The organism is Psychrobacter sp. JCM 18903 (assembly GCF_000586475.1).
Lineage (GTDB): Bacteria > Pseudomonadota > Gammaproteobacteria > Pseudomonadales > Moraxellaceae > Psychrobacter.
On the sequence record NZ_BAWJ01000011.1, the window covers coordinates 42614 to 67571 of the forward strand.

Here is a 24958-nt window from a genome sequence, read left to right on the forward strand (position 1 = left end):
ACAATTTATGATTGTAACATTTGGCTGTTATTTCCCTGTTTTAACAGAGGCAATGTGATCAATAAGACATGAGAACCATCAAAATTTATTGACGATAAGTGTTATCAATCAAGGAGATAAGGAAATTAGCGAGTTTTAACTATGGCGAACTAGGGGCGGGTAATGATACACTATGGCAATTGTAACAAAATATGTGAGAAGACAGCATGAACCAAAGAACCATAAAAACTGCGATTGCTGTTACAGGTATTGGTCTCCATAGTGGTCAGCCTGTTGACTTAGAGTTTCATCCGCAACCTATTGATACGGGTATTGTTTTCGAGCGTTCTGATATCGAAGGCAGCCAGCCGATTCCAGCCAGTGCTTTTTTGGTGCAAGACACTATGATGTCGTCAAACCTAGTGTTTGGTGGCACACGTGTGGGGACGGTCGAGCATTTGCTTAGTGCCATTGCAGGACTTGGCGTGGATAACCTTTTAATCCGTGTATCGGCCTCAGAGATACCGATTATGGATGGTAGTGCCGCTCCTTTTGTAGCGTTGCTGCTTGACGCAGGATTCTGCGAGCAAGACGCTTTAAAGAAGTTTATAAAAATCGTCAGACCTGTAAGAATAAAAGTGGATGATAAATGGGCAGAACTGCGTCCTTATGAAGGGTTTGAGCTAAATTTTGAGATTGATTTTGATCATCCTGCTATCGACAAAGATTTTCAGCATGCCCAGTTGCAGTTTTCGACGCAAAACTTCATTGAGCAATTGAGTTCAGCCGTACTTTTGGGTTTTTACGAGACATAGAAGCCTTACGTCAGAATAATTTGGCGTTAGGAGGCAGTATGGATAATGCTATTGTTATTGATGAGGCAAATATCTTAACGAAGAAGCTTGCGTTTTAATGATGAGTTCGTTCGCCATAAAATTTTGGATGCTTTAGGTGATTTGTATTTGATTGGCTATCCGATTTTGGGTCGCTTTAATGCTTATAAATCTGGTCACGCGTTAAACAATTTATTGGTACGTGAGATACTATCTGACCATAATAATTTTGAAATTGTAACTTTTGATGACAATGTAACGTGCCCAATTCAGTATTTGCCTCTCGAAGGTTTGACTGTTGAAGGATGAATACAGGAATATACACGAAGTATCGAAACATTTACGCAATATTACATAATCCGGCAGTAATTACATTCTAATAATATTCGTTTTTTTGAATGTATTGTTTAGATTATTTTAACAATTCTGCTCTAGAGTAGAGAATATCAAAGCTGTGGATAGTTTTTCAATCATCTGTTGGTGACGTTCATAATGTGAACGGAGCTAGCAGGTGATTTTTTTTGTTTGCGTCATTACAAAATCGCAGCGTTATCAGCTGATTTTTACGGTTTTGTTTACACAACTTTACATAGTAACATTAATAATTTCAATGATTTGCCAGACGTAAAAGTGCTTTTTTGAGATTTTCATCAGTGGTGACATGCTCTGCGGCCTGTGATATAGTCCGCTTTGTGTTTTGGCTAAGAGCCTGATTTTCATTGGCTTTACTAGATTTTGACAAAGTTGCTGATACTGCTAATAGTTGTTTAGATGAATGATTATCAGCTGAATTTTTAGCTACGACGACGCGAATTTGCTTGAGTTGTTTAAATGTAATTGACTGCTCTGTTAAGACTTGCAAATAAGCGCTCTGCAAATAGCGAATATGATTGGCAGCAGTCATTGAGCCCACACTGAGTATTAATTGCTCGGAGGTGAGGCCTACGACCCAACAGGTATTAAGAATTTCTTCAGGTAGACAATCTACCAATAGCTCTTTTACCTCGTTGGTCGCTTCTATGTATAGCCGCATATTGTCAGCAAGCGTTCGGGGTAGTGCGCTACCAGCAAAAGCTTGATGGTCGATAAGTTGGGCAAGCCGATTTGGCTGTTTTTTTGACATCGTGATGACTCATCTAATAGGTGACAAAATCGATATTCATAATTGACATGCTAAAAGCAATTGATATTGAACGATTTGCGAGACAGTGAACTAAGCGGAATATGGTATTAACAGATAATACCAGCATTAGTCACTACAGAAGAAATAGCGGGCTGTTTTAATAAGGATTTTATCATGTTTTGTAATGATCATCTCCTCTAAACTAATTGATGCTTTGTCACGGATGACGAGCGGTCTTGTATTAACAATAGGTAGTAAATTTATGAAACAAGCTTTATTAATTTTGTCAGTATTGGGAATGGGTATAGCACAGACAAGTGGTGCTGTCGAAACAACCTTTCAACCAAATAATACCTTGAGTCATACCATCACTAACATCTCTGCTTCTGCGAACTACGGTTCTAGCCGCAATATCTATAGCACTAACAGTGGTGCTCATGTATATAGCAATGATGAGATCAGTCAAGCCATTGATAATTTAAGTGCGCATGCCAAGCAAAAAGAATACCAGCTTGCTTCGCTTACCAGCCGTTTGTCTTATGAGCAGCGTCAGCAGCAATCAAGCCGCGCTCCTGATCGCAATTCTGCTCCTGCTATCGCAGCGGCAAGTGCATCGCGAGTAGCGTTATCTAGAAGCTCTGGCTACTGTGCTCGCTATGTACGTAAAGCGCTACAATCAGCAGGTTACGAATTTACGCCTAACCCTTCAGCTTATCAGTATGCCTCTCGCGGCACACTTGCTCAAGCAGGTTTTACCAAGATCAGTAATGATATGCAGCCACAAGTGGGTGACGTCGTTGTTTATAATCGTACGTCAAACCGTCCACATGGTCATATCCAGATCTTTGATGGTAACGATTGGGTATCTGATTTCCGCCAAAACAGCATTAGCCCATACAGTGGCACTTACAGCTATACGACATGGCGTGATTCGCAATATGTCGATGATGCATCAGACCGTGGTATTTACCTCGCGATGGCTGACAAATAGTAGCCAGTTAGATGTAACCTAAGTTAAAAGTTTTCTCCAAATCCAGTAATGCTCTTTATAGCGTTGCTGGTTTTTTTGCGCTTTGAGTTGTGATGCTTAAGTTAAAAGTAGAGTTAAAGCTCAAATTTCGACCAGTGGCTACGATTGTGAAAGTCAGGCGGGGAGGCGTGGTTTGAGGCAAAATATAAAGCAATCTCACCAAACCATAAAATAACGCAAGGATGTATTTGCTCAATCACAGTATTAGCGATAGCATACTGCTGATTGGATCGTTGGATTACTGGTACATTAAAGCTGCGCTCATAATGATGAGGTTTTTTTGCGACTGATGGATTATTAGATAAAGGATTCTCCACGTACCTTAATGTTGGCTTTACATTATTTATCCAATTAATAGACGCGCGCGCTTGTCCATCAGCTGCATATAAGGGTGTTGGTGGTAAGGTCGCAGGATTACGATAGCTTTCAAATTGATATAGCGCGTAACGACCGTCTGGATTGGCATTAATCTCGATATAAGGTGTTGCCTTTTGAGCCTCCGTTAGATTTTCATCATTTATCAGACGACCAGCGATAAAACACTCAAGGCAAGTCTCTTCCCACAAGTAATCATCGAATCTTACTTGCGCTTGCTGCCATATTGACCAGTTTAGCTGCTTTGCTAGCAGTTGGTTGGGCAGGGTGAGTTGATAGGTTAGCTGTAAGTATAGTGATGGCTGTCGAATAATCTGAGCACTCACATTTATACAGATGCGCTGTAACTCATCTACTGTTACACCCAGTTGCTGTGCATCGTTTACTATGGTTTCGGTGGCCACACAGAGATTGAATGATTGATTCATAATTTAAGACCCAACAATGAAAATATATAAGTAACCATAAGAAAAATTGTACCGACTAAGCGAGCTAATATTACACACTAAGTAAATCTAAAACGCGCAGACAACATAAAAGCCGCGAGCAAGATGCATCGCGGCTTTTACATTTATCGTCACCATTTGGCTATGATTTGAGTTGATATGCATCACATCACTCAAACCAAGCTGGTCATCACATATTATTATGCATGACGCGCTAAGTTAGACAATTTTGGGTTGGCGTTTGGATTTTTACGTAGTAACAATGCCATACGACCAATAGAATGAACCAAAGACGCGTTAGCCGCTTTGGCAAGTTCTGCACCGATGACATCGCGCTCTTCTTTTGTGCCAGCAGGCAGTTTTACTTTGATGAGCTCATGATCTGATAGCGCGCGATCAATCTCTTCAGTAATGGTTGGGGTAATACCTTTGTTGCCAATCATGACGATAGGTTTGAGGTCGTGACCAATGCCTCTTAGGCGTTTGATGGTAGCGTTATCGAGTTGCATAGAATTCCTAGGTGTTGGTAAAAATAAAAGACAGTGCTATTAAGAGCAGTTGACGACCATTATAGATAATCTGTGGTCATCTTGCATGAGATCAGCAGGATTTTGCACGATTTTACGTGATGAAAATGTTAAACTGAATGTTTGGGCACATTATAAACGCTACTGTCTGATAAATCAGTGTTTTAACCAATAGAATTTAGTCAGTCTAAGACTGTAAATGTATAAAAATCTTGATTGATGGCATATTCGAATGAATTTAACCCATATCGAAAGTGCTTCATAAATCTTTTAGCTACTTCAGTAATATGTATGAATGTTTTGCAAAGCAATAGGAGCAGGTATTTTGGCCACGCGTATCGAAAATAAAAAACTGTCAAAGAGTAGTAGCGCTTGGATGAAAGAGCATATTGACGATCATTATGTGCAAAAAGCGCAAAAAGATGGCTATCGTGCCCGTGCTGCCTATAAATTATTAGAAATTAATGAAAAGACCAATATTATTAAAAAAGGCATGACGGTTGTGGATTTGGGCAGTGCTCCAGGCAGTTGGTCTCAAGTGGCAGGTCAGCTGGTAGGCGAAAAAGGTATTTTGATTGCCTCTGATATTCTGCCGATGGATACATTGCCTGATGTGACCTTTATTCAAGGCGACTTTCGCGAAGCAGAAGTGTTTGATGCGATCATGGCAGAGGTTGGTGATAGGCAGGTCGATGTAGTGCTGTCCGATATGGCACCAAATACGGCAGGAAACAGCGCAATCGATCAGCCACGCATGATGTATTTATGCGAGCTAGCAGTGGACTTTGCGCTTGCAACCTTACCAGAAGGTGGCGCACTTATTATGAAAGTGTTTCAAGGCGAAGGCACACAAGAATTACGCAAGCAGATGCAGCAGGATTTTAGTAAGATTCGTAGTATCAAACCAGGTGCGTCAAGACCACGGTCAAAAGAGATGTTTTGGATAGCGATTAAATAATCATAACGTCGTTATGTCACAGCCATTGTAAGCGAGATAATGTGTCACCATAACATAGTCTCATGAGCGCATTGAACCCGCTACAATCGTTAACTGAATAATAGCGAAACCTGCTTGAATTATGCAGGTTAGCACCACATATCATGGTATATTAACTTTGTTTCAAGAATATTTTTTAGGCAAAGTCGTCTGACAATAAGCGCTGATGTGCTCATCTATGATAGATATATAGGTCATTGATATTTATAAATCGTGAAAACAGTCCCCATGCAGCATTTGAGTTGTATGAGTCTGAATCACAAATTTTGGCTATGAATATATCTACTAAAAAATGAGCGATACGTTTATAGACGTCACGTGTTTAATAAACACACCAATAAGTAAGGGATGGGAATAACTAGTGAGCGACATGGTAAAAAATACCTTATTGTGGCTGGTGGTAATCGGCGTTTTGGTGCTGGTGTTTAGCGGCTTTGATCAATCATCCGAGCCGGATAGCCTTAACTACTCTGAGTTTGTGACCGCCGTGTCAGAAAACCAAGTAGCCAGCGTTGAAATCGATGGCGAGCAAATCACCGGCGAAAAGAAAAATGGTTCATCTTTTGAGACCATTCGACCAGCTGTGTCAGATGACGAGCTCATGCCATTGCTGCGTGAGAACCAAGTCGAAGTCCAAGGGACTGCCCCAAAACGCCAAAGCGTCTTGATGCAATTACTGATAGCCAGTTTCCCAATTCTATTGATTATTGGTCTGTTTTTATTCTTCATGCGTAACATGCAAGGTGGCGCTGGCGGTAAAGGCGGCGGCCCTATGAGCTTTGGTAAGTCAAAAGCTAAAATGCTGACTGAAGACCAAATCAAGGTGAACTTTGAAGATGTGGCTGGTTGTGAAGAGGCCAAAGAAGAAGTGTTGAAGTGGTCGAGTTTTTACGCGACCCTGATAAATTTACCAAACTGGGTGCAACGATTCCACGTGGTATCTTAATGGTAGGTCCTCCAGGGACCGGTAAAACCTTGTTAGCCAGAGCCATTGCTGGTGAAGCTAAAGTACCGTTCTTCTCAATCTCAGGTTCTGATTTTGTTGAAATGTTTGTCGGTGTCGGCGCCTCACGTGTACGCGATATGTTCGAACAGGCTAAAAAGAGCGCGCCTTGCATCATCTTTATTGATGAAATTGATGCGGTCGGTCGTCATCGTGGCTCTGGTATGGGCGGCGGTAATGATGAGCGTGAGCAGACACTGAACCAATTATTGGTTGAGATGGATGGTTTTGAAGGCAATGAAGGCGTGATCGTCATTGCCGCGACCAACCGTGCGGATGTGCTTGATAAAGCGCTATTGCGTCCAGGTCGTTTTGACCGTCAGGTACAAGTGGGATTACCAGATATTAAAGGCCGTGAGCAAATTCTTAAAGTGCATTTGAGAAAGCTGCCGAATACTATCGGTGTGGATGCCAATGCATTGGCTCGCGGTACACCAGGTTTCAGTGGTGCGCAGCTGGCCAACCTTGTCAACGAAGCGGCATTGTTTGCAGCACGTCGCAACAAGACCAGCGTTGATATGAATGACTTTGAAGATGCAAAAGACAAGCTATATATGGGTCCTGAGCGTAAATCAATGGTCATTCGTGAAGAGGAGCGCCGTGCTACTGCTTATCATGAAGCAGGTCACGCCTTAGTCGCTGAGCTACTACCAGGTACCGATCCTGTGCATAAAGTAACGATCATGCCGCGTGGTTTTGCGCTTGGGGTTACTTGGCAGTTGCCAGAGCATGACCAAACCAGTATGTATAAATCAAAAATGCTGAGCGATATTGCTATCTTGTTCGGCGGTCGTATCGCTGAAGAAGTCTTTATCAATCAAATGTCGACGGGTGCTTCTAATGACTTCGAACGTGCAACCAAGATGGCTCGCGCCATGGTGACGAAGTACGGTATGTCTGACGCACTTGGTATTATGGTTTATGAAGACGAAGACAGCTCGCAAGGCTATTTTGGCTCTAGCAGTCGTACGATTTCGGAAGCCACACAGCAAAAGGTCGATGAAGAAGTCCGCCGTATGTTAGAGGAGCAATATGATATCGCGCGCGAATGATTGAAGGCAATCAAGAAAAAATGCATGCGATGGTAGATGCCCTAATGAAGTGGGAAACGATTGACCGTGATCAGTTGCAAGATATCTTAGCAGGTGAAGACCCACGTCCACCTAGAGTTTATCAGCACAACGAAGTCAACTTATCGAAGAATGATATCAAAACAACCAACTCAACACCGCCACCGTTACCAGCGATGTAGTTATTAATTAATTCATATCCAATAGAAAAAGCCCTTTATGATAAAGGGCTTTTTTGTTGTCCATATTTCGTGAAGGGTTTAGTACAGAATAGAGTTTACTGGTATGATAAGCACAACGCATAACAAGCACAGTGCAATAATTAGAATGTTTTAATGAGAGATAATTTGGTTATGTCCTTATTTCAGCCCTTACCCAGCTATAAGATATCAAGTCGTGATAAAACACTAGATCTATCGCAGCCTCATATTATGGGTATTCTTAATGTCACACCCGATTCGTTTTCAGACGGTGGACAATTCAATGCGGTAGATAAGGCTGTTGCGCATTGTCAGCAAATGATAGAAGAGGGCGCGACTATTATCGACATTGGCGGTGAGTCTACTCGCCCCAATGCGGATGCTGTGGGCACGTCTGAAGAGCTGCAGCGTGTTGCGCCAGTGGTTCGAGCCATCCGCCGGCATTGCGGAGAGGATATTTGGTTATCCATTGATACCAGTAATCCAGAGGTTATGAAAGCGGCTTTTGATGCTGGTGCTGATATTTGGAATGATGTACGAGCACTCAAACGCGAGGGTGCAGCAGTACTAGCGGCTGAGCTTGATATACCAGTCATGCTCATGCATATGCGCGGCGAGCCAACAACGATGAATAATTTGGCACAATATGACGACATCATTAGTGACGTAAGGGCTGAGCTATTATCGCGCATTGACGAAGTAACAGGAATCGGTGTTAAGCGTGAGAAAATTATTATCGATCCAGGCTTTGGTTTTGCGAAAGATTATGAGCATCATTGCGCACTATTAAGCCAGCTTATCAGGCTACAAGCGCTTGATTTACCGATGATGTTTGGCATTTCACGCAAGCGTTTTTTAGCGGAAGTATTGAGCAAGAATGGCGTCGAAGTCGTTGCTACTACCAACACGGTAGATCGTGATGTGGTAGGTACGGCGGCTGGTATCTTTGCCCTACAGCAAGGCGCTGGCATTATACGCACCCATAATGTGGCGATGATGCAGCAAGCAGTCGCCTTGTGGCGTCAATTATCTGCGCATAATTATCCTTAATCCCAATTTAAAATAATGAGAGTACTTTTATGACCACCCCGATTCAGCCAGAACCAACCAATGAACAGCGCCGCATTATCTATCAAGCACGCCGCGGATTAAAAGAGTTAGACTTTTATATTGACCTTTATGTTAAAGAAATTTACTTAACGGCAGAGCCTGCTGAACAAGAGACGTTTGCAGAAATGCTGACTCATGAAGACCCTGATTTGTTGGATTATTTCACCAATCAAAATCGTCCAGAAAACGAAGAAATATGGGCGTTAGTCAATAAAATTAAGACATGGCGTCATACCAAAGATTTGACTTAAAGACTGATTTAGATATAAAAAATGGTTGTCCAGAGCTGGCATAGATAGGCCTGAGCAACATAATGGTCTGCCGTTTTTTGGTGATAAAATATGACCTTGGCAAATTCGTTACGTATTGATACGGCTATTCGGCCTGCCAGCTATGTGCGTTTGCTGCTTTATAGTGGGTTGACCGCCGTCATGGCTGTACTGGCGTGGCTTGCTTCTTTACTGTTATGGCAATATGTGCTTATTTTAATCGTTACCGCCGCGGTGATTATTTATTTGACATTATCACGACCCATACTGCTGCACCTTAGCCAACCACCACTTAGTCATCGTGTTGAGCAGCATTGGCAGCTACTGCTCCGTACGGGTCGCGGTGATGAGCTATGGCAGGCACAATTAATCGCTGTCTCTGGATATCGATGGGCGATAAGCTTTGAATTCAATGTTATAGAGCCTTATCAGCGCTCTTTATCAGTGACCATCTTTCGAGATCAAGTGAGCCTTGAACAATGGCGAGAGTTGAATGTTTTGGCTAGATTATATTGAATATTCATAAATGGTGCTTATCAGTCCCATCGCCGAATGTTCAATATGCCTAACATAAACGCCGAAAATACGAGTTAAGGTAGTATTTTTTTATAGTGTCCAATGGGGGATTTTTTTCAAGAATTTACGAACGCCTACATGTCATAACAAAATACCTATCTGGATAGCGAAATAGATTTGTTATATTGCAAGAGAATTGTGAATCGCATAAGTAAATCGAGCTGTTGATTAATATATTAAATTAGCAGCGAAGTTTTTAGCGGTTTATAGATAATAAATAATATGACAAAAAGGAATCGAAAATGAGCTTATTAGGGAATTTGGTTAGTCAGGTGGCCCGTCGTGCGATGGATCCTGAAGATGCGCAGCGTAATCCTGTAAATCAACGCATTGATCCACGTCGTACAGGTGGTCTTGGGGATATATTGGGTAGCGTGCTAGGCGGTGCTAGTCAAACTGGTGGCTATAATCCACGCCAGTATGATCGTCAGCCAGACAATGGTTTTGGCTTAGATGATATTCTCGGTGGGTTAACAGGCGGTGGACTCACTGGTGGCAATCAAAGTGGCGGCGTCAATTCTAATGCCGGCGGTCTTGGAGACATATTAGGCAGTGTGCTAGGTGGTCAAGCATGGGTAGTCAAACGAGAAAATCTGGATTCGGTGGTAAAGGTATGCTAATCGCTGCACTTATGCCAATGGTACTAAGCTGGATCAAACGCAATGGCGGCTTGAGTGGTGCATTATCAAAAATCACAGGTATGGGTTATGAAAACCAAGCGCGTTCTTGGATGAGTAACCAACAAGACAATGACAACCTTGATCCAAATGATATCAGTCAGTTATTCGATGAAAATGAGATTCAGCAGGTTGCAGCACATACTGGTGCTAATGACGTAGAAGTCCGTCAAGGTCTTGCTGAATTGCTGCCAGAAGTAATGAATCAGCTGACACCAAGTGGCAATTTGGATAATGAATCTGAAGCCAATGAAGAGATTGATCAAATCATCAATCAGCTATCTAGTCGACTAGGTGCGTTAAAATAAATTTATCTTTTAAAGAAAGTCGCAATCGTTAATGCCAAAAAGTTAATACCATAAAAAAGAGTACGTTATCCAATGTGCTCTTTTTATGGCTGTTAGTTTAACCTTACTATTGGTACTCTATTACTGAATATTTACTCTTTGTTCTAAACAGATATGTTAAAAATGGTGAATAATAGAAAAATAATTCTATAAATCTTATAAGATGGTCATATGATTCATTGAGTCTTTTGTCGCAGTGGCTACTTTGATGATCCTTTATATAATATGACTGCGTGATGGTATAAGCATTTATAAGGATACTTAATCATGCCATTTAAGCCTATTCAAGCAGCGGTTGCCATTTTTGTCGGCTTGATCATTTGGTTTGTGATACCAGTACCTACTGGCGTTACCCCTGAAGCATGGCACATGCTGGCGTTATTCATCGCCACTATTGTCGCTATCATCGGTAAAGTATTACCCATTGGTGCCATTGCTATCATTGCAGTCACCCTAGTCGCACTAACAGGCGTGACTAGTGATAGCCCAGCACAAGCCGTTAGTGATGCATTATCAAGCTACTCAAGTCCGTTGATTTGGCTAATTGGTATTGCAGTCATGATATCGCGTGGCTTGATAAAAACGGGTTTGGGTCGACGTATTGCCTATTACTTTATTTCTATTTTTGGTAAAAAAACCATCGGCGTGGCTTATTCTTTGACTGCGGCTGAATTGATGATAGCACCCATTACGCCCTCTAATACGGCACGTGGCGGCGGTATTATTCATCCTATTATGAAGTCTATCGCGCAAAGCTTCATTCGACGCCAGAAGAAGGTACTCAAAATAAAATTGGTCGGTATTTGGCGATGGTGAACTATCATGCCAACCCGATTACCTCTGGGATGTTTATCACGGCTACTGCGCCCAACCCTCTGGTTGTAGATTTGGTGAATAAAGCCACAGGCGGTGATATTCAGCTGTCATGGACCACTTGCAGTGGCGATGTTTGTACCTGGCATGCTATGTCTGCTTGTGATGCCGTTAGTCATTTATATAATTTATCCCCCTGATGTTAAAATCACGCCCGATGCAAAAGGTTTTGCCAAGGACAATTTGGCAGAAATGGGAAAAATAAGCAGCCAAGAAAAAATCATGCTCGGGGTATTTGCTCTGATGCTGTTATTGTGGGCGAATATTCCCGCATTGATGTTAGGTGAGCAATATAGCGTTGATGCTACCACCACAGCATTTATTGGTTTGACGACCTTAATATTGACTGGGGTACTGACTTGGGACGATATTTTAAAAGAGAAGTCAGCATGGGATACCATTATTTGGTTTGGCGCCCTTATTATGATGGCCGCTTATCTTAATAAGCTTGGACTGATAAGCTGGTTCTCTGGCAATATCGAATCGATGATTGGCACGACTGGGCTTGGCTGGATCGGTGCTGTGACTATTTTGACCCTAGTATACTTATATATCCATTACTTCTTTGCTAGTACCACGGCTCACATTACTGCACTATTTGCAGCATTTTATGCGGTGGGTTTAAGCTTGGGCGCACCGCCGATGTTATATGCGCTTATCTTAGCCGCAGCGGGCAATATCATGATGACGCTTACGCATTATGCAACTGGTACTGCGCCAGTCATTTTTAACTCTGGCTATGTGACGTTAAGAGAGTGGTGGAGTATTGGCGCAATAATGAGTGTGGTCAATTTAGTTATTTGGATCGGTGCTGGTTTGATTTGGTGGAAAGTGCTCGGCTATTATTAATAGATCGCTCAAGTCATATTGTCTTATATACAGATTGGTGTTTTTAAAAAAGGTGAGGGTGGCTTAAAAGCGCTCATCTAATGTGTCTAAAGTATAATTGAGCGCGGCAAAACAGATATCGCTCTGAAAGCCTCGATATTGCAAAAACCGTAGCTGCTTTGCTTTGTCTTTTTGTTCAGTGGGTATGTCATCGCCGTACTTCTTAGTGCGCGCTGTGACCGCCAGTTTGAGCCAGTCGACACCATCTACCAGATTATCTGCACTATCATCTACAAACTCCCTAAACTCTTCTGACTCTGCATTTGCCATATCGATTAACTCATCGATATTACTGGGCATGGCAATTTTTTTACGATAAAACTCCTGCTTGATACGTCCACGTCCCCGACCTTTGCGGATATTTTCACGAATGAGCATGAGCGTCGTGCGATAATCACTTTGGTAGCCTTTTTCTTCAAACTCATCGAGTAGCGCATCAATTTTATCTGGGGCTTGCTCTTTATCAATAAGCTTTTGCTTAAGCTCAGCCTTGCCGTACTCACGGCGCGATAAATAATAAAACGCCAACCAACGTAAACGGCTTTCGGCTTTGATCTCATCTATTTCTGCTTGTCGTTGTTCAGGCGTGCGCAAATACGCTTTAAGAGCAGCGGGTAGGTTATCCATCTGATTGTCAACTGTGCTGTGCGCAGAAGTGTTGGTAATGGCAGCATCGGTTGTATACTGTGATTCTTTGTTAAATTCATTATCAGTAGCCGCGCTATCGTCTGGTTCACCATGAATATTTTGTTTAACTTCAGCCAGCATCTCTTTGATACTTTGCGCTTCGGGTTGCTGATAAGCAGGCACGTCACTAGGCTCAGGGCTAAAGTTAGCCGCTGGGTGAAAACGATTTTTACGTTTCTTAGTTTTAGCAGGATTTTTATTGGTAGAAGAGTGAGCCTCAACGGATTCTACTGAAAAGTCAGTATCGTCAGATAATGAATGGTCTTCATGATAGTAAGTTGAATGCTTGCGCGTCTTAGTTGTTTTTTTAGGATTGCCTTGATAGGAATGCTGAGAAAATTTGGAGGATTCAGAGGATTTGGACAGTTTTTTTGATTTGATAGTCGGACTACTCGCTGAATCGGCATCGGATTCAGCGACTATTTCAGCTAAAGTTTTAATGTTCATAACAATTTAATTTTCATAACAAGTCATGATTATTAATAGCGGTGAATAATTGCGCCGTTATTGTACAGGGTCAGAAACCAACGCTTCATTGGCTTTATCTTCGGCTTTGGCTTCTTTTTTTGACCCAAGCTTTTCCTCGCGAATTTTATCTTCAATCTCTTTTGCAATCGCAGGATTTTCTTTTAGGAACAGTACAGAGTTGGCTTTACCTTGACCGATTTTTTCATCGCCATAGCTATACCAAGAGCCTGCTTTACCAACCGCACCAATCTCAACGCCTAAGTCAATCACTTCGGCTAAATGGTTAGTACCTTCACCATAAGTAATTTCAAACTCTGCTTGGCGGAAAGGCGGTGCCATTTTGTTTTTGATAACCTTGACACGGGTTTGGTTACCGATGATTTCATCACCATTTTTGACCGCACCGATGCGGCGAATGTCCATACGAACTGAGGCGTAAAACTTGAGCGCGTTACCACCAGTCGTGGTCTCAGGGCTACCAAACATCACACCGATTTTCATACGAATTTGGTTGATAAATACCACCATACAATTGGAGCGTTTGGCGTTGCCTGTGATTTTACGTAATGCTTGGCTCATCAGACGTGCTTGCAAGCCATATGTGAGTCGCCCATCTCGCCTTCAATCTCTGCGCGCGGCGTCAAGGCAGCAACTGAGTCAATAACAATCATATCGATAGCACCAGAGCGCACCAACATGTCGGTGATTTCAAGTGCTTGCTCACCATTATCAGGCTGAGAAAGCAATAGCTCGTCAGTGTTTACGCCAAGTTTGCGCGCATAAACAGGGTCAAGCGCATGCTCAGCATCGATAAAGGCGCAGGTGCCGCCTTGTTTTTGACATTCTGCAATCGCCTGTAGCGTCATGGTCGTTTTACCTGAGCTTCTGGGCCATAAATCTCTACGATACGGCCTTTTGGTAGACCACCAATGCCAAGTGCAATGTCCAGACCCAACGAACCTGTTGATACTACATCGACATCCATAATAGCTGAGTCGTCACCTAAATGCATGATGGTATTCTTACCAAACTGCTTTTCGATTTGACCGAGTGCTGCTTTAAGGGCTTTGGCTTTATTGTCGTCCATACTGGATTCCTTGTCTTCAATCATTGGTTAAAACTATAAATTTGGTATGATAAATAAAATGTTTGTAGCTACGAAGGTTAACGGATCAATAGTGCTGATGGCTATCTAAATAATAGGCAGCGTTCGTTCAATGTCTATCTAAGATGAATGGGGTAGAGTATCGATGATGTAGACAGTAATATTAGATATATCACTCTACTATACAGTAAAATCAAATAACGATAAAAGTAAAATTAAGTTCATAATCAGCGCCAACAGATGTAATTTATAGGTAACATTATGCTCGTTGAGCCTTGACTGTTTTCTAAAGTGCAGTTGATTAGATAAGGTGATTATAACAAAAACCAAGGAGCATATAGAAGGTTAGATGATGCTAAACGACACTAACTGTCGCATTGTATATAAGTGATAACTTGTGTAATCTAGTTGCTGAATATATCCTAATTTTGGATAGGATAATGTCGCCCTTTGTCAATAGCATTAAAAGTTGTCCACAAGAAATAAAGCGTCTAAATTTAGCTTTTGTGAAACATCGGTGAGGATTAATTTAATTTAAAAATATATTGAAAATAAATTACAGTATTATAAAATACGTCATAACTTACTGATTTAAAAGGTTTTTTAAATTGTATAAAAAATGAACGATTTTACCTCATCCTTTGAGCTATCTAGGGAAATTGTTGTCAAGTGCGTACTTATGCACAGGGTTATCCACAGCTTATGGGGAGAACTCATGAATCCCTTATACTATCAATGTTTGAGTAGGTAGGTGACCTGTGAGTGTGGCGCTGCAATATATTTTTTACCCCTATATATAGCGCTATTGATTTAAAAATTCTATGAAAATAGACGATGTTTCACATATTAAAAAAAATTTATTATTTTTAATAAAAATACTTGTAGCTTGTATATTAAGGGTTGTAGCTGAAAAAAATCAAATAATATTGTCATTAGATAATTTGCAAGCACAAAAAAGCGGCTAAATAATTTAGCCGCTATGCAGAAGTCACCGAAGATAAGTGAGCCAAATCTAGTCTTTGATATAGATTAAATCCCAAACGCCATGTCCACTATTTATACCGCGGCGCTCAAATTTGGTCATTGGACGAAAGTCAGGGCGGTCGGTGAAGTGAACTGCGCCTGCTTGATTGGTTAAACCAGTAAAACCGTCTAAAACTTCAACCATCCAAAAGGCATAATGCTCCCAGTCGGTTGCGGTATGGAACCAGCCGCCTTGCTTTAGACTACGAGTCACAATCGCCATACGTTCAGGCTGACGAAGCGGCGCTTGTGATGGCGCTTTTTTTGCCATGGGTCAGGGAAGTAAAGCTGGATGCGATCAATATGGTTCTCTGGTAGTTGCTTGAGCAATTGGATGGCATCACCGTTGATGATTTTGACATTGGTTAGCGCTTGCGTACCTGCCATATAGGCGCATTTACCGATACCTGGCTCGTGCACTTCGACACCAACGAAATTGCGGCTAGGTTCTGCTGCCGCCATCTCAATGAATGAATCACCCAGTCCAAAACCGATCTCTAAGGTAAGCGGTGCTTCACTACCATTAGGGCTATCAGCGAATAGCGTTCGTAGATTGTCAATACCATCAAGATCGCCATCACCGAAACTGTTATTGACCAGATACTCAGAAAATTCTGGCGCGGTCAGTGCCAGTTCGGCATTTTTATTCATGTGCGTACGTCGTTTCATAAAGGTATTGACGATACGTAGATGTTTGCTTTCTTCAGGCTCACTCTCATTACTAATACGGGCTTCAATGTCAGTATGAGTAAGGCTTTCGGTGTTAGTACTGAGGACTTTTTGCTCATCAGTATTACTCGTACTATCGATGTTATCATTAATATCAGGATGTGGAATCATAGGATTGACAAGGCTTCATAAAATGGGTGATGTATGCTCATTATAAGTTAAATCTATACAGCTGTGAACGGACAATACTTTTTTAATATTGTTATCGTTCATTCAGCATAAAAAAGTGAAAGCGCTGACCTTGTTTGACGTATCACATATAGATTGGCATTCGGCTGCCTTGACTTTCTTTTACATTGAATTAACGGTATTTATCTGTCGTTTTACTGTTCTGCACATCGGTTTTGGCGTTATCATATAAAGTGAGTAATGGATTTAAATTTTTCTTCATCGTTAATAGGGGTCATCTATGCTATTTATCGAGACGGATTCGCCGCCCCCTTTTTACCAAGAACAGCTGACTCCTGCTAAGCGTACACAACTTGATAAATGGTTTATCGGTCACCGTAGCCAGCACTATTATCTGAAACGTTTTGAGCAGTTCGATGCGCAAGGTTATCTGTCGCCAAAATGGCATTGGGCAGCATTTTTTGTGACTTTTCCTTGGCTCCTCTATCGCAAACGCTATATGGATGCGATTGTCTATAGCGTAGCAGGCTGGTCGTTTATTCAGCTCAATGTGGCACTGGTATTGGTTGCGTTTGAATTTTTGGCAATGTCCTTCATCCTGATGCTTACCAGATGGCGACACGCATAGGTATTGCCGCGATCATTTGGTTATTTTGGTCGTTCATGGTGGCGCGTTGGACGGATGCGTATTATTACCGCATGGCGCGACGTGAGATTGCAGATGCTATCGATGATTATCCGCGTGATGAAGCAGCGCAAAAGGCACATCTGCGCCGAGAAGGTGGGGTCAGTCTATTTGGGTTAGGATTGGGGTTTGGTATTTTTGCCTTTGCTTTGATGGTTATTAAGATACAGTTTTTACCAATTATTGCCAAGCCAAAAGCCAATGAAGTACTGTTCGATGCGTATGATACAGCCAAAACGGCACAAAATCGTGTGGCACTGATTTATCAACAGACAGGGCAATGTCCGATTCATTTGCCTATTGATAAAGGCACTCAGCAGATACGAATTGATATCGATAAAAAGGCCGCTGGCGTAGTAGAAACGGATTGTGCAGTCATTGCGACCATACAAAATGTTCAGTTCCCTATCCGCTACCTAAATCAGCAGACACTGGTTTTTTACCATGTGCCAGACAGCGATATTTGGAGCTGTATGAGTTCACTAAATAAGAAACTGGCACCGGCAAGCTGTATGCCCGATTAGGGCATGTTTGATGATTTAACGATGACACTGACAGTGTCTATTTGTGAATCATCAAATACGCTTTAAAATATATAAATACTTAGGTGTTAGAGTCAGTTGCAACGTCGTCCTTTTTATCAGCGGGTGTTGCTTTACTTTTTAGCGCGTCATAAAAATCCGTTAAGTCCATTTTTCGTGCCTTATCAATGTCTTCATCAAACAAGCTTTCTAGTTCTGCCATCGCTGATTGTGCGGATTCAATCATGCTGGCTTCATCATCATAGATCGCTTGCTGACGTTCAATCAAGTCATCGTCGTAATCACGGAAGGTTTGGACCGTCTCGCGCGCTTTTTCTGGTGAGATACCAAGCAGTTGTAGCGATTCACGCGACATATCCAAGGACGATAGGTAAGTCTCACGCCAAATATGACGCACACCGACCTCACGCAACCGATAATAATGCTGACGGTCACGTGCCCGTGCCAAGACAATCAAGTCTGGATAGTTTTTACGTAAGTATTGAGCCGTGGTGATAGAGCGCTCTAAATCATCGATGGCTAAAATAAACACACGGGCTTTTTTGATACCAGCCGCGCGCAATATCTCAGGGTTTTTTGGGTCGCCGTAATAGACTTGGTTACCAAATTTACGCACGAAATCGACACGATTCGCTGAGCGTTCAATGGCGGTAAATTCGATGTCGTGCATGCGTAGTACACGACCGATAATCTGACCGACGCGCCCAAAGCCAGCAATAATGACTTGATGTTCATGATCGGGAATGGCATCGTATTCCCGGCTGGGTTTGCTTTTGGCAAATAAAGGCTCACCGATTTTCTCAAGTAATAAAAATGCCAGTGGTGTGAGCGCCATGGAGATAGTGACGATAAGGTTCAGAGTGTTGGCAAGCTCAGGTCGCAACACATTTTGAGCAGTAGCGACACTGAATAAAACAAAAGCAAACTCACCACCCTGAGCGAGCGTCACACCTAGTCTGATACTGGTTGGCCAGCGATTGCCTGATATCTTTGCAATGGCGGTAATGACACCAAATTTGATAGCCATCAATGCCATTGCACAGCCGATGATAAAAATAGGTTTTGCCAAGATAAGTTTGACATCCGTCAGCATACCGACCGACATAAAAAATAAGCCAAGTAGCAACCCTTTAAACGGCTCAATACTGGCTTCTAACTCATGGCGATACTCAGAATCTGCGAGCAGTACCCCTGTTAAAAAAGCACCCAATGCCATCGATAAACCAATTTGACCCATCAAAATAGACACACCCATCACGATAAATAGCGCAACGGCGGTCAGCAGTTCTGATGCACCACTAGACGCTACAAACTTAAAGAAAGGACGAACGACATAACGGCTAGCAAAAATCAGTCCAGCAAAAACCGCAAAAACTTTGCCAAAATAAATCAAATCATAACTTTGTTCGCGCACCCCTGATAGGAAAGGAATGACGGCTAGCAAAGGGATAACCGCAATATCTTGGAATAATAAAATCGTAAACGCTTCACGACCGTGGGTGCTAGAAAGCTGCTGTTTTTCCGTCAGTATTTGTAGTACAAAAGCTGTGGACGACAAGGCAAGGCCAAAACCGACGATAAAAGCAGTATCGAGCTGTAAGCCAAAAATTTGATGTAACAGCCCCATTAATAATGTGCCAGTCAGACCGACTTGCAAACCACCGAGGACAAATATCGAACGCCGCAGTGCCCATAATCGTGAGGGTTGCAGCTCAAGCCCGATAATGAATAGCAGCATGACCACGCCAAACTCAGAGAAGTGCAACAAGCTCTCAGCATCGCCTGCGACGTCCAGACCACTGGGCCCCAATATCAATCCTGTAATGAGATAACCTAAGACCGTCGCAATGCCAAAACGTTTACCAAGGGGTACAAAGAGCAGGGCTGCTCCTAAGAAGATTGTAGCTTGTAACATTAAATTTGGTGAGCCGGTGGCGGCAGCGAACATCTGGAATCCTTAGCAATCATGATAAAATAAGCGTTACAATATGGGCATAGCAAAAATAAAAAATCTTAGCATACGTTATTTTTTACAATAAATCTTCCACACACCATTATCGGCAAGTGGATTGTTATAAGCATCGTTACGGCGCTTACGCGGGGTCTGGCGACTATCTACGATTTTGAAATCGGGCAGCGCATGGACGATAAGCCCCGTTCGATAAAAACGCACGCGTTCAGGCTCCAGCATCTCGCCCTTGCTATCACGGCAAAATACATAGGCGCGCAAATCAATAAATTCACGATGCGCCACCAAACGCGCCTCATCATCATTATCAAATACGGCACTCATACGCGCAATTTCATCAGCACTATAATCACCACACTTATCAGTAAGCGCACCGACCGAACCGAAGCTTTTTGATTCTTTTGCACGAGTCTTGGTCAAATGTAGCCTTTGCACATGATAGATAAATTGCGGTATCTCAAGGCTGGCTGGTAGCGGCAGATGATCGGGCGGTAGGTTGGCCGCAGGATAAAACGCCATGGCGCGCTCAAGCAGATTATGCCAACGCTGCTGATAGGCTTGGACTTCGGCGATATTGCCTTCATAAATTGGCATATCACGAATTTGACGCAAAATATCAGGCGGAAACTGCTCATCTCGAAAGCTAGCAATGTCTTCTTGCAGCGTCGATAACAATGCTTTGGCATGCTTTTTACCCTCTGCTGAGATAGGGTCATCAATGTAGCTTGGAGCAACAAAAGGAGCTGAGCGTCTCGACATGGCAGAAAATAATCCATTAGTGGTAAATTGGGTGTTTCAGCTTTAAGTATACAGAATTTATATGAAAAATATGGCGGCGAGGCTAAATTTTCCATCATTTTTAACATGCCATTACAATGCTAAAAATTGGCGTGATATCAGCTTATTTAAAATAAAGCCTGTTTATGTCGGTGCATAAGAAGTTATATTCATGCATGATGATTCGTCCACTGATAGTAAGTTGCGCGGATTATTGAAGACTTTTAGCAAAATAATTTTAAGGATTTTCGGGGCAGGACTGACGCGGTTATTTGGATTTTGGTTGCTGCATTTGTCAAATATGGCACCCGCTTATTTGACACCTATCATGACTGACGCATGAGATTTTCGGATTCGAATCATATTCTTATCGTTGGGGTTAGGTATTTGGTCAATAACAGCGCTTTGGCTCATTTGGTGCATATGGAATTATGATTGCCACCATTTGATAAAACGTCGCTAATCAATGATAGGCAACGTTTAAATTGATATTTGAATGAAGAATGGTCTTTTCAATGTTTAATGTCTGACTTTCAAAGTCTGACTTTCAATGTCTGACTTTCAATGTCTCATGCTTAATGCCTCATGCTTAATGCCTCATGCTTAATGCCTCATGCTTAATGATTGTGACCAATATGATTATTACCCTCTGTTTGTTGTTCTGAGATATCGCAGACCAGCGCATCGCTATGTGCCTCAGTCTGCGGATGTGATGCGCTTTCTACCTGAATGGTCGCATGATGGATACCGAGCTCAAGCAAGCTTTGTTCTAAATTTTCAATCAATATGCTGGATTCATGAATATTCATCTCGCCATCGACAACGACGTGACAAGACAAGGCATTTAGACCACTGGTAATACTCCAAACATGCAAATCATGGACTTCTTGTACTTGCGGATGGGTAAGCAGTTTTTTTTCGACATCCACTAAGAATATGCCTTCTGGCGTGCCTTCCATCAAAATATGGACCGAATCACGCACGACGCGGTAACCACTAAATAAGATCAGTATTGCGACAATCACCGAGCTGCTGCATCCGCCCAAACCCAGCCGAAGCTCATCATCAAAAGCGCGGCCATGATAGCGGCAACCGAACCCATTAAGTCACTCAATACATGCAGGTAAGCACTTTGCATATTAAGGTTGACCGGTGCTTTACTCGCATTTTTTCCTTGAGTGTCTTCGTGACTGTCTTTATGACTACCAGCATGACTGTGACCATGTGCATCTTCGCCGCGACTGCCTCGATGCATCAGCCACGCAACCAAAATATTGACCAACATACCGATAGTAGCAACGATAAGCATGCCTTGGGTAGCAATTTCAGGCGGTGAATTGAAGCGCTTAATCGCCTCATAAAAAATCATTAGCGCAATAATGACCAGCGTCGCACCATTGACTGTTGCGACTAAAATCTCAAAGCGTTTATAACCAAACGTCTTTTGATGAGTAGCTGCTTTTTCACCAATTTTAAATGCTATTAACGTCGCGCCAAGTGCGATTGCATCACTTAGCATGTGACCTGCATCAGATAATAGCGCCAAACTGCCAGTCAGCCAGCCACCGATGGCTTCAATAAACATATAGCCTGTGATAATGATAAAGCTAAACAGCAAGGTGCGCTGATAGCCCTTGGTATCTCGCGGGGCTGTTGTTTGCTCTAAGTGTTCATCGTGATCGTGAGTGGCTTGATTGTCATGAGTGTAGTTGCTCTCATCGTCTTTATGCAGATGGTTAGCCACATTAACAGTATCATTTTGATGAGAATGGTTGCCTTGTTCAGCGTTTGATTTATTTTGACTCATAACAACACTCAGAATGACAGAAGAGGAAATTTGATTGCTTATAAGGCTGGGCTTGCTGTTCGCAAGCTAGCCAGATATAAAGAATTTAGCATATTTAATAAATGCTTGCTGTATCTAGGCAGTAAACGATGAATGAGCTATTTTGAATAACCTTCTTTATTAACGGCGAGCTACAGCAGAGTAATTGGGTTTAAAGAGTAATAGTGAGAAGTTACCAGCCAACAGGGTCAATATCCAGAGTCAGCTTCAGATATTTGGCGTTTGGAAGGGCAAGTACAGGCTGCCACCATTGGTTTAATACATGGTGTAATTGTTGTCGATTTTTGCCTAAAAGTAGCAGTTGTACGTGGTAGCGACTGTTCTTTTTACTCATTGGTGCATCGATAGGTCCTAGTACGGCGAGATTATGTCCATTTGGCAGAATGGCGATGGCATCTTTAAGGGCTTGGGTCGTGGCAGCAAGGGTTTTGCCTTCACAGCGTATCAGGCAGCATGACTGTGCGGTGGTAAACCCATCATTTACGCTCTTGCAATAGCTCGCGAGCAAAAGACAAATAACCATCTTTGACCAGTTTCAATAATAATTCATTGTCCGGTTGCAGCGTCTGAATGAGTACACGACCAGACTTGTCACCGCGTCCCGCACGTCCTGCTACCTGAATCATCAATTGCGCGGTATGTTCCGGCGAGCGAAAGTCGGCGGACAAGAAACCACGATCGGCATTGGGCAAGCAGACAAGCGTAACATTGGGGAAATGATGACCTTTGGCGACCATCTGCGTGCCAACCAAGATGGCAGGATTGCCTTGATTAATACGCTGATAGATATGCTCCCAGCTGTCTTTACGCCTTGTTGTATCGCGATCGATTTGGATAATGGGATATAGCTCTTTGCTGGTTTGCGGATTGGCAAAAATCGCATGCAGGTTTTCGCTGAGCCTCGTCGTACCCATCCCTTTGGCATCCAAATTTTGACTGCCACAATCCGGGCAAACTGTCGGAATATAAGCTTGCCAGTCGCAGTGGTGACATTTTAGATAGGAGCTACTATAAGCGTTGTGTTGGGACTGGCTATTATAATGAACGGTTAAATGCGCATCGCAGCGCGGACAATCTGCCTGCCAACCGCAAGATTCGCATAGCAAAACTGGTGCATAGCCGCGACGGTTTAAAAATATCAATACTTGATCGCCCGCTTCTAGCGTTTGCCGTATTGCCCCAATAAGCGCATCGGTCAGCCCAGTATCATAGCGCGCGCCTTCGTCCGTCGCTTGTTGATGAGTACTTTGCAGGCGCGCATCAATCAGCTGCATGGTCGCAAGCTTCGCATTACCGGGACGAGTTTGCAGTTGGCACTCCACCAGCTTGCCATCATCGACCAGTTTTAGATGCTCAAGAGATGGCGTCGCCGTACCCAATACGACAGGGATATTGGCTTGTAGTCCACGATACAGCGCGACATCAGCGGCATGATAGCGCAAGGTATCTTGCTGCTTATAAGAGCCATCATGCGCTTCATCCACGACAATTAAGCCCAAATCTGCAAAAGGATATAGCACCGCTGAGCGCGTGCCAATAATGATTTGAGCATGACCTGTACGGCAGTCTTGCCAGCCTTGTAAGCGATGAGTATTATTCATGCCAGAATGCAATAAGACAATGTGAGCGGCAAAGCGACTGGCGAAACGCGCGCGCGTTTGCGGTGTCAATCCAATCTCTGGTACCAAAATCAACACCTGCTTGCCAGCTTCCAATACGGCTTGCATCGCTTGCAGATAGACTTCTGTCTTGCCACTACCAGTGATGCCATTTAATAAAAACCCCGTGTAGCGATTGGCTTCATGAGCCGCAATAATGGCGGTAACGGCGAGTTTTTGCTCGTCATTGAGATCAAGGGGCATTTTTGCTAATTTAACAGGCGCAGGTGATTGTTTGGTCTGAATATAGCGCTCGATTAAACCTTTGTCTTCGAGCGCCTTTAAAAAACTCCTTTCCATGCCCTCTAGCAATAAAACATCTTCACTCGCGCCGCGCTCGCCATGCAGCTTAAGCATATCAAACTGCTGCTTCTGTTTTTTGGCATTGGCACGAAAGTCATCGTCGCTTACCTGCGGCAAAATTCGCCAATGGGTAATCAGTAAATCCAGCGGCTTACCTTGACGAACGAGCGTTGGCAGCATGACTGCTAAAACGTCACCAAGCGGGTAGTGATAATAACGCGCCAGCCAATGTGCCAGCTTTAGCATACTGGCGTCCAAAATAGGCTCAGCATCTAAGCATTTATTGATAGGTTTTAGCTTATTAAGTGGCACGCTGCTATTTGCTTCTGGAATATGAGCGACGACGATACCGATTAAAGTTTGACGACCAAAGGATACTTCGACACGGCAGCCAATAGGGGGTAAAGAAGGGCTTGATAAGGTGTTTATATCTGCTGGTACGCTATAGTCAAATACCCGATAAAGGGGCACGGGTAGAGCAACTTGTACCAACATAAAATGCGTTCCCAGTTTTCAGGTAAATGGTTTTTGGATAAACAGTTTTTAGGTAAATGGACTTTAGATAACCAGCTTTTGGATAACTGGGTTGTAATATTGATAAGAATAATAGCAGTAAGCCCAAATAGTGATATTTGGGCTTACTCTGGCCTTACCTTTTAGCAGTGGCTTTTTTGACGTAACGACTTGAGAATTAAGTACGTCTATGTATTAAGC

15 protein-coding genes and 7 pseudogenes are annotated in these 24958 nt (G+C 42.8%); 11 read left to right on the forward strand and 11 right to left on the reverse strand.

The window, feature by feature from the left end:
* The first annotated feature begins 206 nt into the window (after nt 1–206).
* A pseudogene (lpxC, locus tag TT12_RS09035) lies at nt 207–1121 on the forward strand (UDP-3-O-acyl-N-acetylglucosamine deacetylase).
* 298 nt (nt 1122–1419) lie between these two features.
* Here the strand turns inward: lpxC and TT12_RS09040 are convergent.
* Nucleotides 1420–1935 (reverse strand): hypothetical protein, encoded by a 516-nt coding sequence (locus tag TT12_RS09040; RefSeq protein ID WP_045454117.1) that lies wholly within the window; start codon nt 1933–1935, stop codon nt 1420–1422.
* A gap of 262 nt (nt 1936–2197) precedes the next feature.
* Between TT12_RS09040 and TT12_RS09045 the strand changes: the two genes are divergently transcribed.
* A complete protein-coding gene (locus TT12_RS09045; protein ID WP_045444182.1) occupies nt 2198–2926 on the forward strand; it encodes a CHAP domain-containing protein in 729 nt (242 codons plus the stop codon).
* A 113-nt stretch (nt 2927–3039) separates the two neighbouring features.
* Here TT12_RS09045 and TT12_RS09050 read toward each other — a convergent pair whose 3' ends face one another.
* Entirely contained in the window at nt 3040–3768 is a 729-nt protein-coding gene (locus tag TT12_RS09050; RefSeq protein WP_045454120.1) for a DOMON domain-containing protein, read from the reverse strand.
* Nucleotides 3769–3986: 218 nt separating this feature from the next.
* Nucleotides 3987–4295 carry a YhbY family RNA-binding protein gene (locus tag TT12_RS09055; protein WP_045444184.1) on the reverse strand — a complete coding sequence of 103 codons (309 nt, stop codon included), beginning with the start codon at nt 4293–4295 and terminating at the stop codon, nt 3987–3989.
* Nucleotides 4296–4638: 343 nt separating this feature from the next.
* Here TT12_RS09055 and TT12_RS09060 point away from each other — a divergent pair, with 343 nt between their 5' ends.
* The 8 genes and pseudogenes from TT12_RS09060 to TT12_RS09090 all read left to right on the forward strand — a co-directional run bounded on the left by TT12_RS09060 (nt 4639) and on the right by TT12_RS09090 (nt 12284).
* Nucleotides 4639–5271: an RlmE family RNA methyltransferase gene (locus TT12_RS09060; RefSeq protein ID WP_045444188.1), complete on the forward strand. Its 633-nt coding sequence runs from the start codon at nt 4639–4641 to the stop codon at nt 5269–5271.
* Nucleotides 5272–5671: 400 nt separating this feature from the next.
* A pseudogene (ftsH, locus tag TT12_RS09065) lies at nt 5672–7565 on the forward strand (ATP-dependent zinc metalloprotease FtsH).
* 171 nt (nt 7566–7736) lie between these two features.
* Nucleotides 7737–8633, forward strand: coding sequence for a dihydropteroate synthase (gene folP / locus TT12_RS09070; RefSeq protein ID WP_045454244.1), 897 nt, complete (start codon nt 7737–7739; stop codon nt 8631–8633).
* 29 nt (nt 8634–8662) lie between these two features.
* Entirely contained in the window at nt 8663–8944 is a 282-nt protein-coding gene (locus TT12_RS09075) for an FAD assembly factor SdhE (protein ID WP_045444191.1), read from the forward strand.
* A gap of 90 nt (nt 8945–9034) precedes the next feature.
* Nucleotides 9035–9478 carry a hypothetical protein gene (locus tag TT12_RS09080; RefSeq protein ID WP_045454123.1) on the forward strand — a complete coding sequence of 148 codons (444 nt, stop codon included), beginning with the start codon at nt 9035–9037 and terminating at the stop codon, nt 9476–9478.
* 302 nt (nt 9479–9780) lie between these two features.
* The gene (locus TT12_RS17200) at nt 9781–10158 is read left to right on the forward strand and encodes a hypothetical protein (RefSeq protein WP_243443542.1); all 378 of its coding nucleotides are present in this window, start codon (nt 9781–9783) and stop codon (nt 10156–10158) included.
* Complete coding sequence (locus TT12_RS17205; protein WP_243443543.1) at nt 10110–10523, forward strand: YidB family protein; 414 nt, start codon at nt 10110–10112, stop codon at nt 10521–10523. The genes TT12_RS17200 and TT12_RS17205 overlap by 49 nt, the downstream gene beginning before the upstream one ends.
* A 306-nt stretch (nt 10524–10829) precedes the next feature.
* A pseudogene (locus TT12_RS09090) lies at nt 10830–12284 on the forward strand (anion permease).
* Nucleotides 12285–12347: 63 nt separating this feature from the next.
* On the opposite strand, the gene TT12_RS09095 reads toward TT12_RS09090, so the two are convergent.
* From TT12_RS09095 to trmB, 3 genes and pseudogenes are all read right to left on the reverse strand, one after another.
* Complete coding sequence (locus TT12_RS09095) at nt 12348–13457, reverse strand: regulatory protein RecX (protein ID WP_045454128.1); 1110 nt, start codon at nt 13455–13457, stop codon at nt 12348–12350.
* A 57-nt stretch (nt 13458–13514) separates the two neighbouring features.
* A pseudogene (gene recA, locus TT12_RS09100) lies at nt 13515–14565 on the reverse strand (recombinase RecA).
* A gap of 1030 nt (nt 14566–15595) precedes the next feature.
* Nucleotides 15596–16446: pseudogene (trmB, locus tag TT12_RS09105) on the reverse strand (tRNA (guanosine(46)-N7)-methyltransferase TrmB).
* A gap of 298 nt (nt 16447–16744) precedes the next feature.
* On the opposite strand from trmB, the pseudogene TT12_RS09110 reads away from it, so the two are divergent.
* Nucleotides 16745–17673: pseudogene (locus tag TT12_RS09110) on the forward strand (hypothetical protein).
* A gap of 79 nt (nt 17674–17752) precedes the next feature.
* On the opposite strand, the gene TT12_RS09115 reads toward TT12_RS09110, so the two are convergent.
* From TT12_RS09115 to TT12_RS09130, 5 genes and pseudogenes are all read right to left on the reverse strand, one after another.
* Nucleotides 17753–19639, reverse strand: coding sequence for a monovalent cation:proton antiporter-2 (CPA2) family protein (locus TT12_RS09115; protein WP_045454132.1), 1887 nt, complete (start codon nt 19637–19639; stop codon nt 17753–17755).
* 75 nt (nt 19640–19714) lie between these two features.
* The gene (locus TT12_RS09120; protein ID WP_045454135.1) at nt 19715–20419 is read right to left on the reverse strand and encodes a hypothetical protein; all 705 of its coding nucleotides are present in this window, start codon (nt 20417–20419) and stop codon (nt 19715–19717) included.
* A gap of 635 nt (nt 20420–21054) precedes the next feature.
* Nucleotides 21055–21420: a cation transporter dimerization domain-containing protein gene (locus tag TT12_RS19120; RefSeq protein WP_353511623.1), complete on the reverse strand. Its 366-nt coding sequence runs from the start codon at nt 21418–21420 to the stop codon at nt 21055–21057.
* Nucleotides 21421–21458: 38 nt separating this feature from the next.
* Nucleotides 21459–22244, reverse strand: coding sequence for a cation diffusion facilitator family transporter (locus TT12_RS09125; protein ID WP_353511624.1), 786 nt, complete (start codon nt 22242–22244; stop codon nt 21459–21461).
* A 211-nt stretch (nt 22245–22455) separates the two neighbouring features.
* Nucleotides 22456–24739 (reverse strand): annotated as a pseudogene (locus tag TT12_RS09130) (primosomal protein N').
* Between the last annotated feature and the right edge of the window lie 219 nt (nt 24740–24958).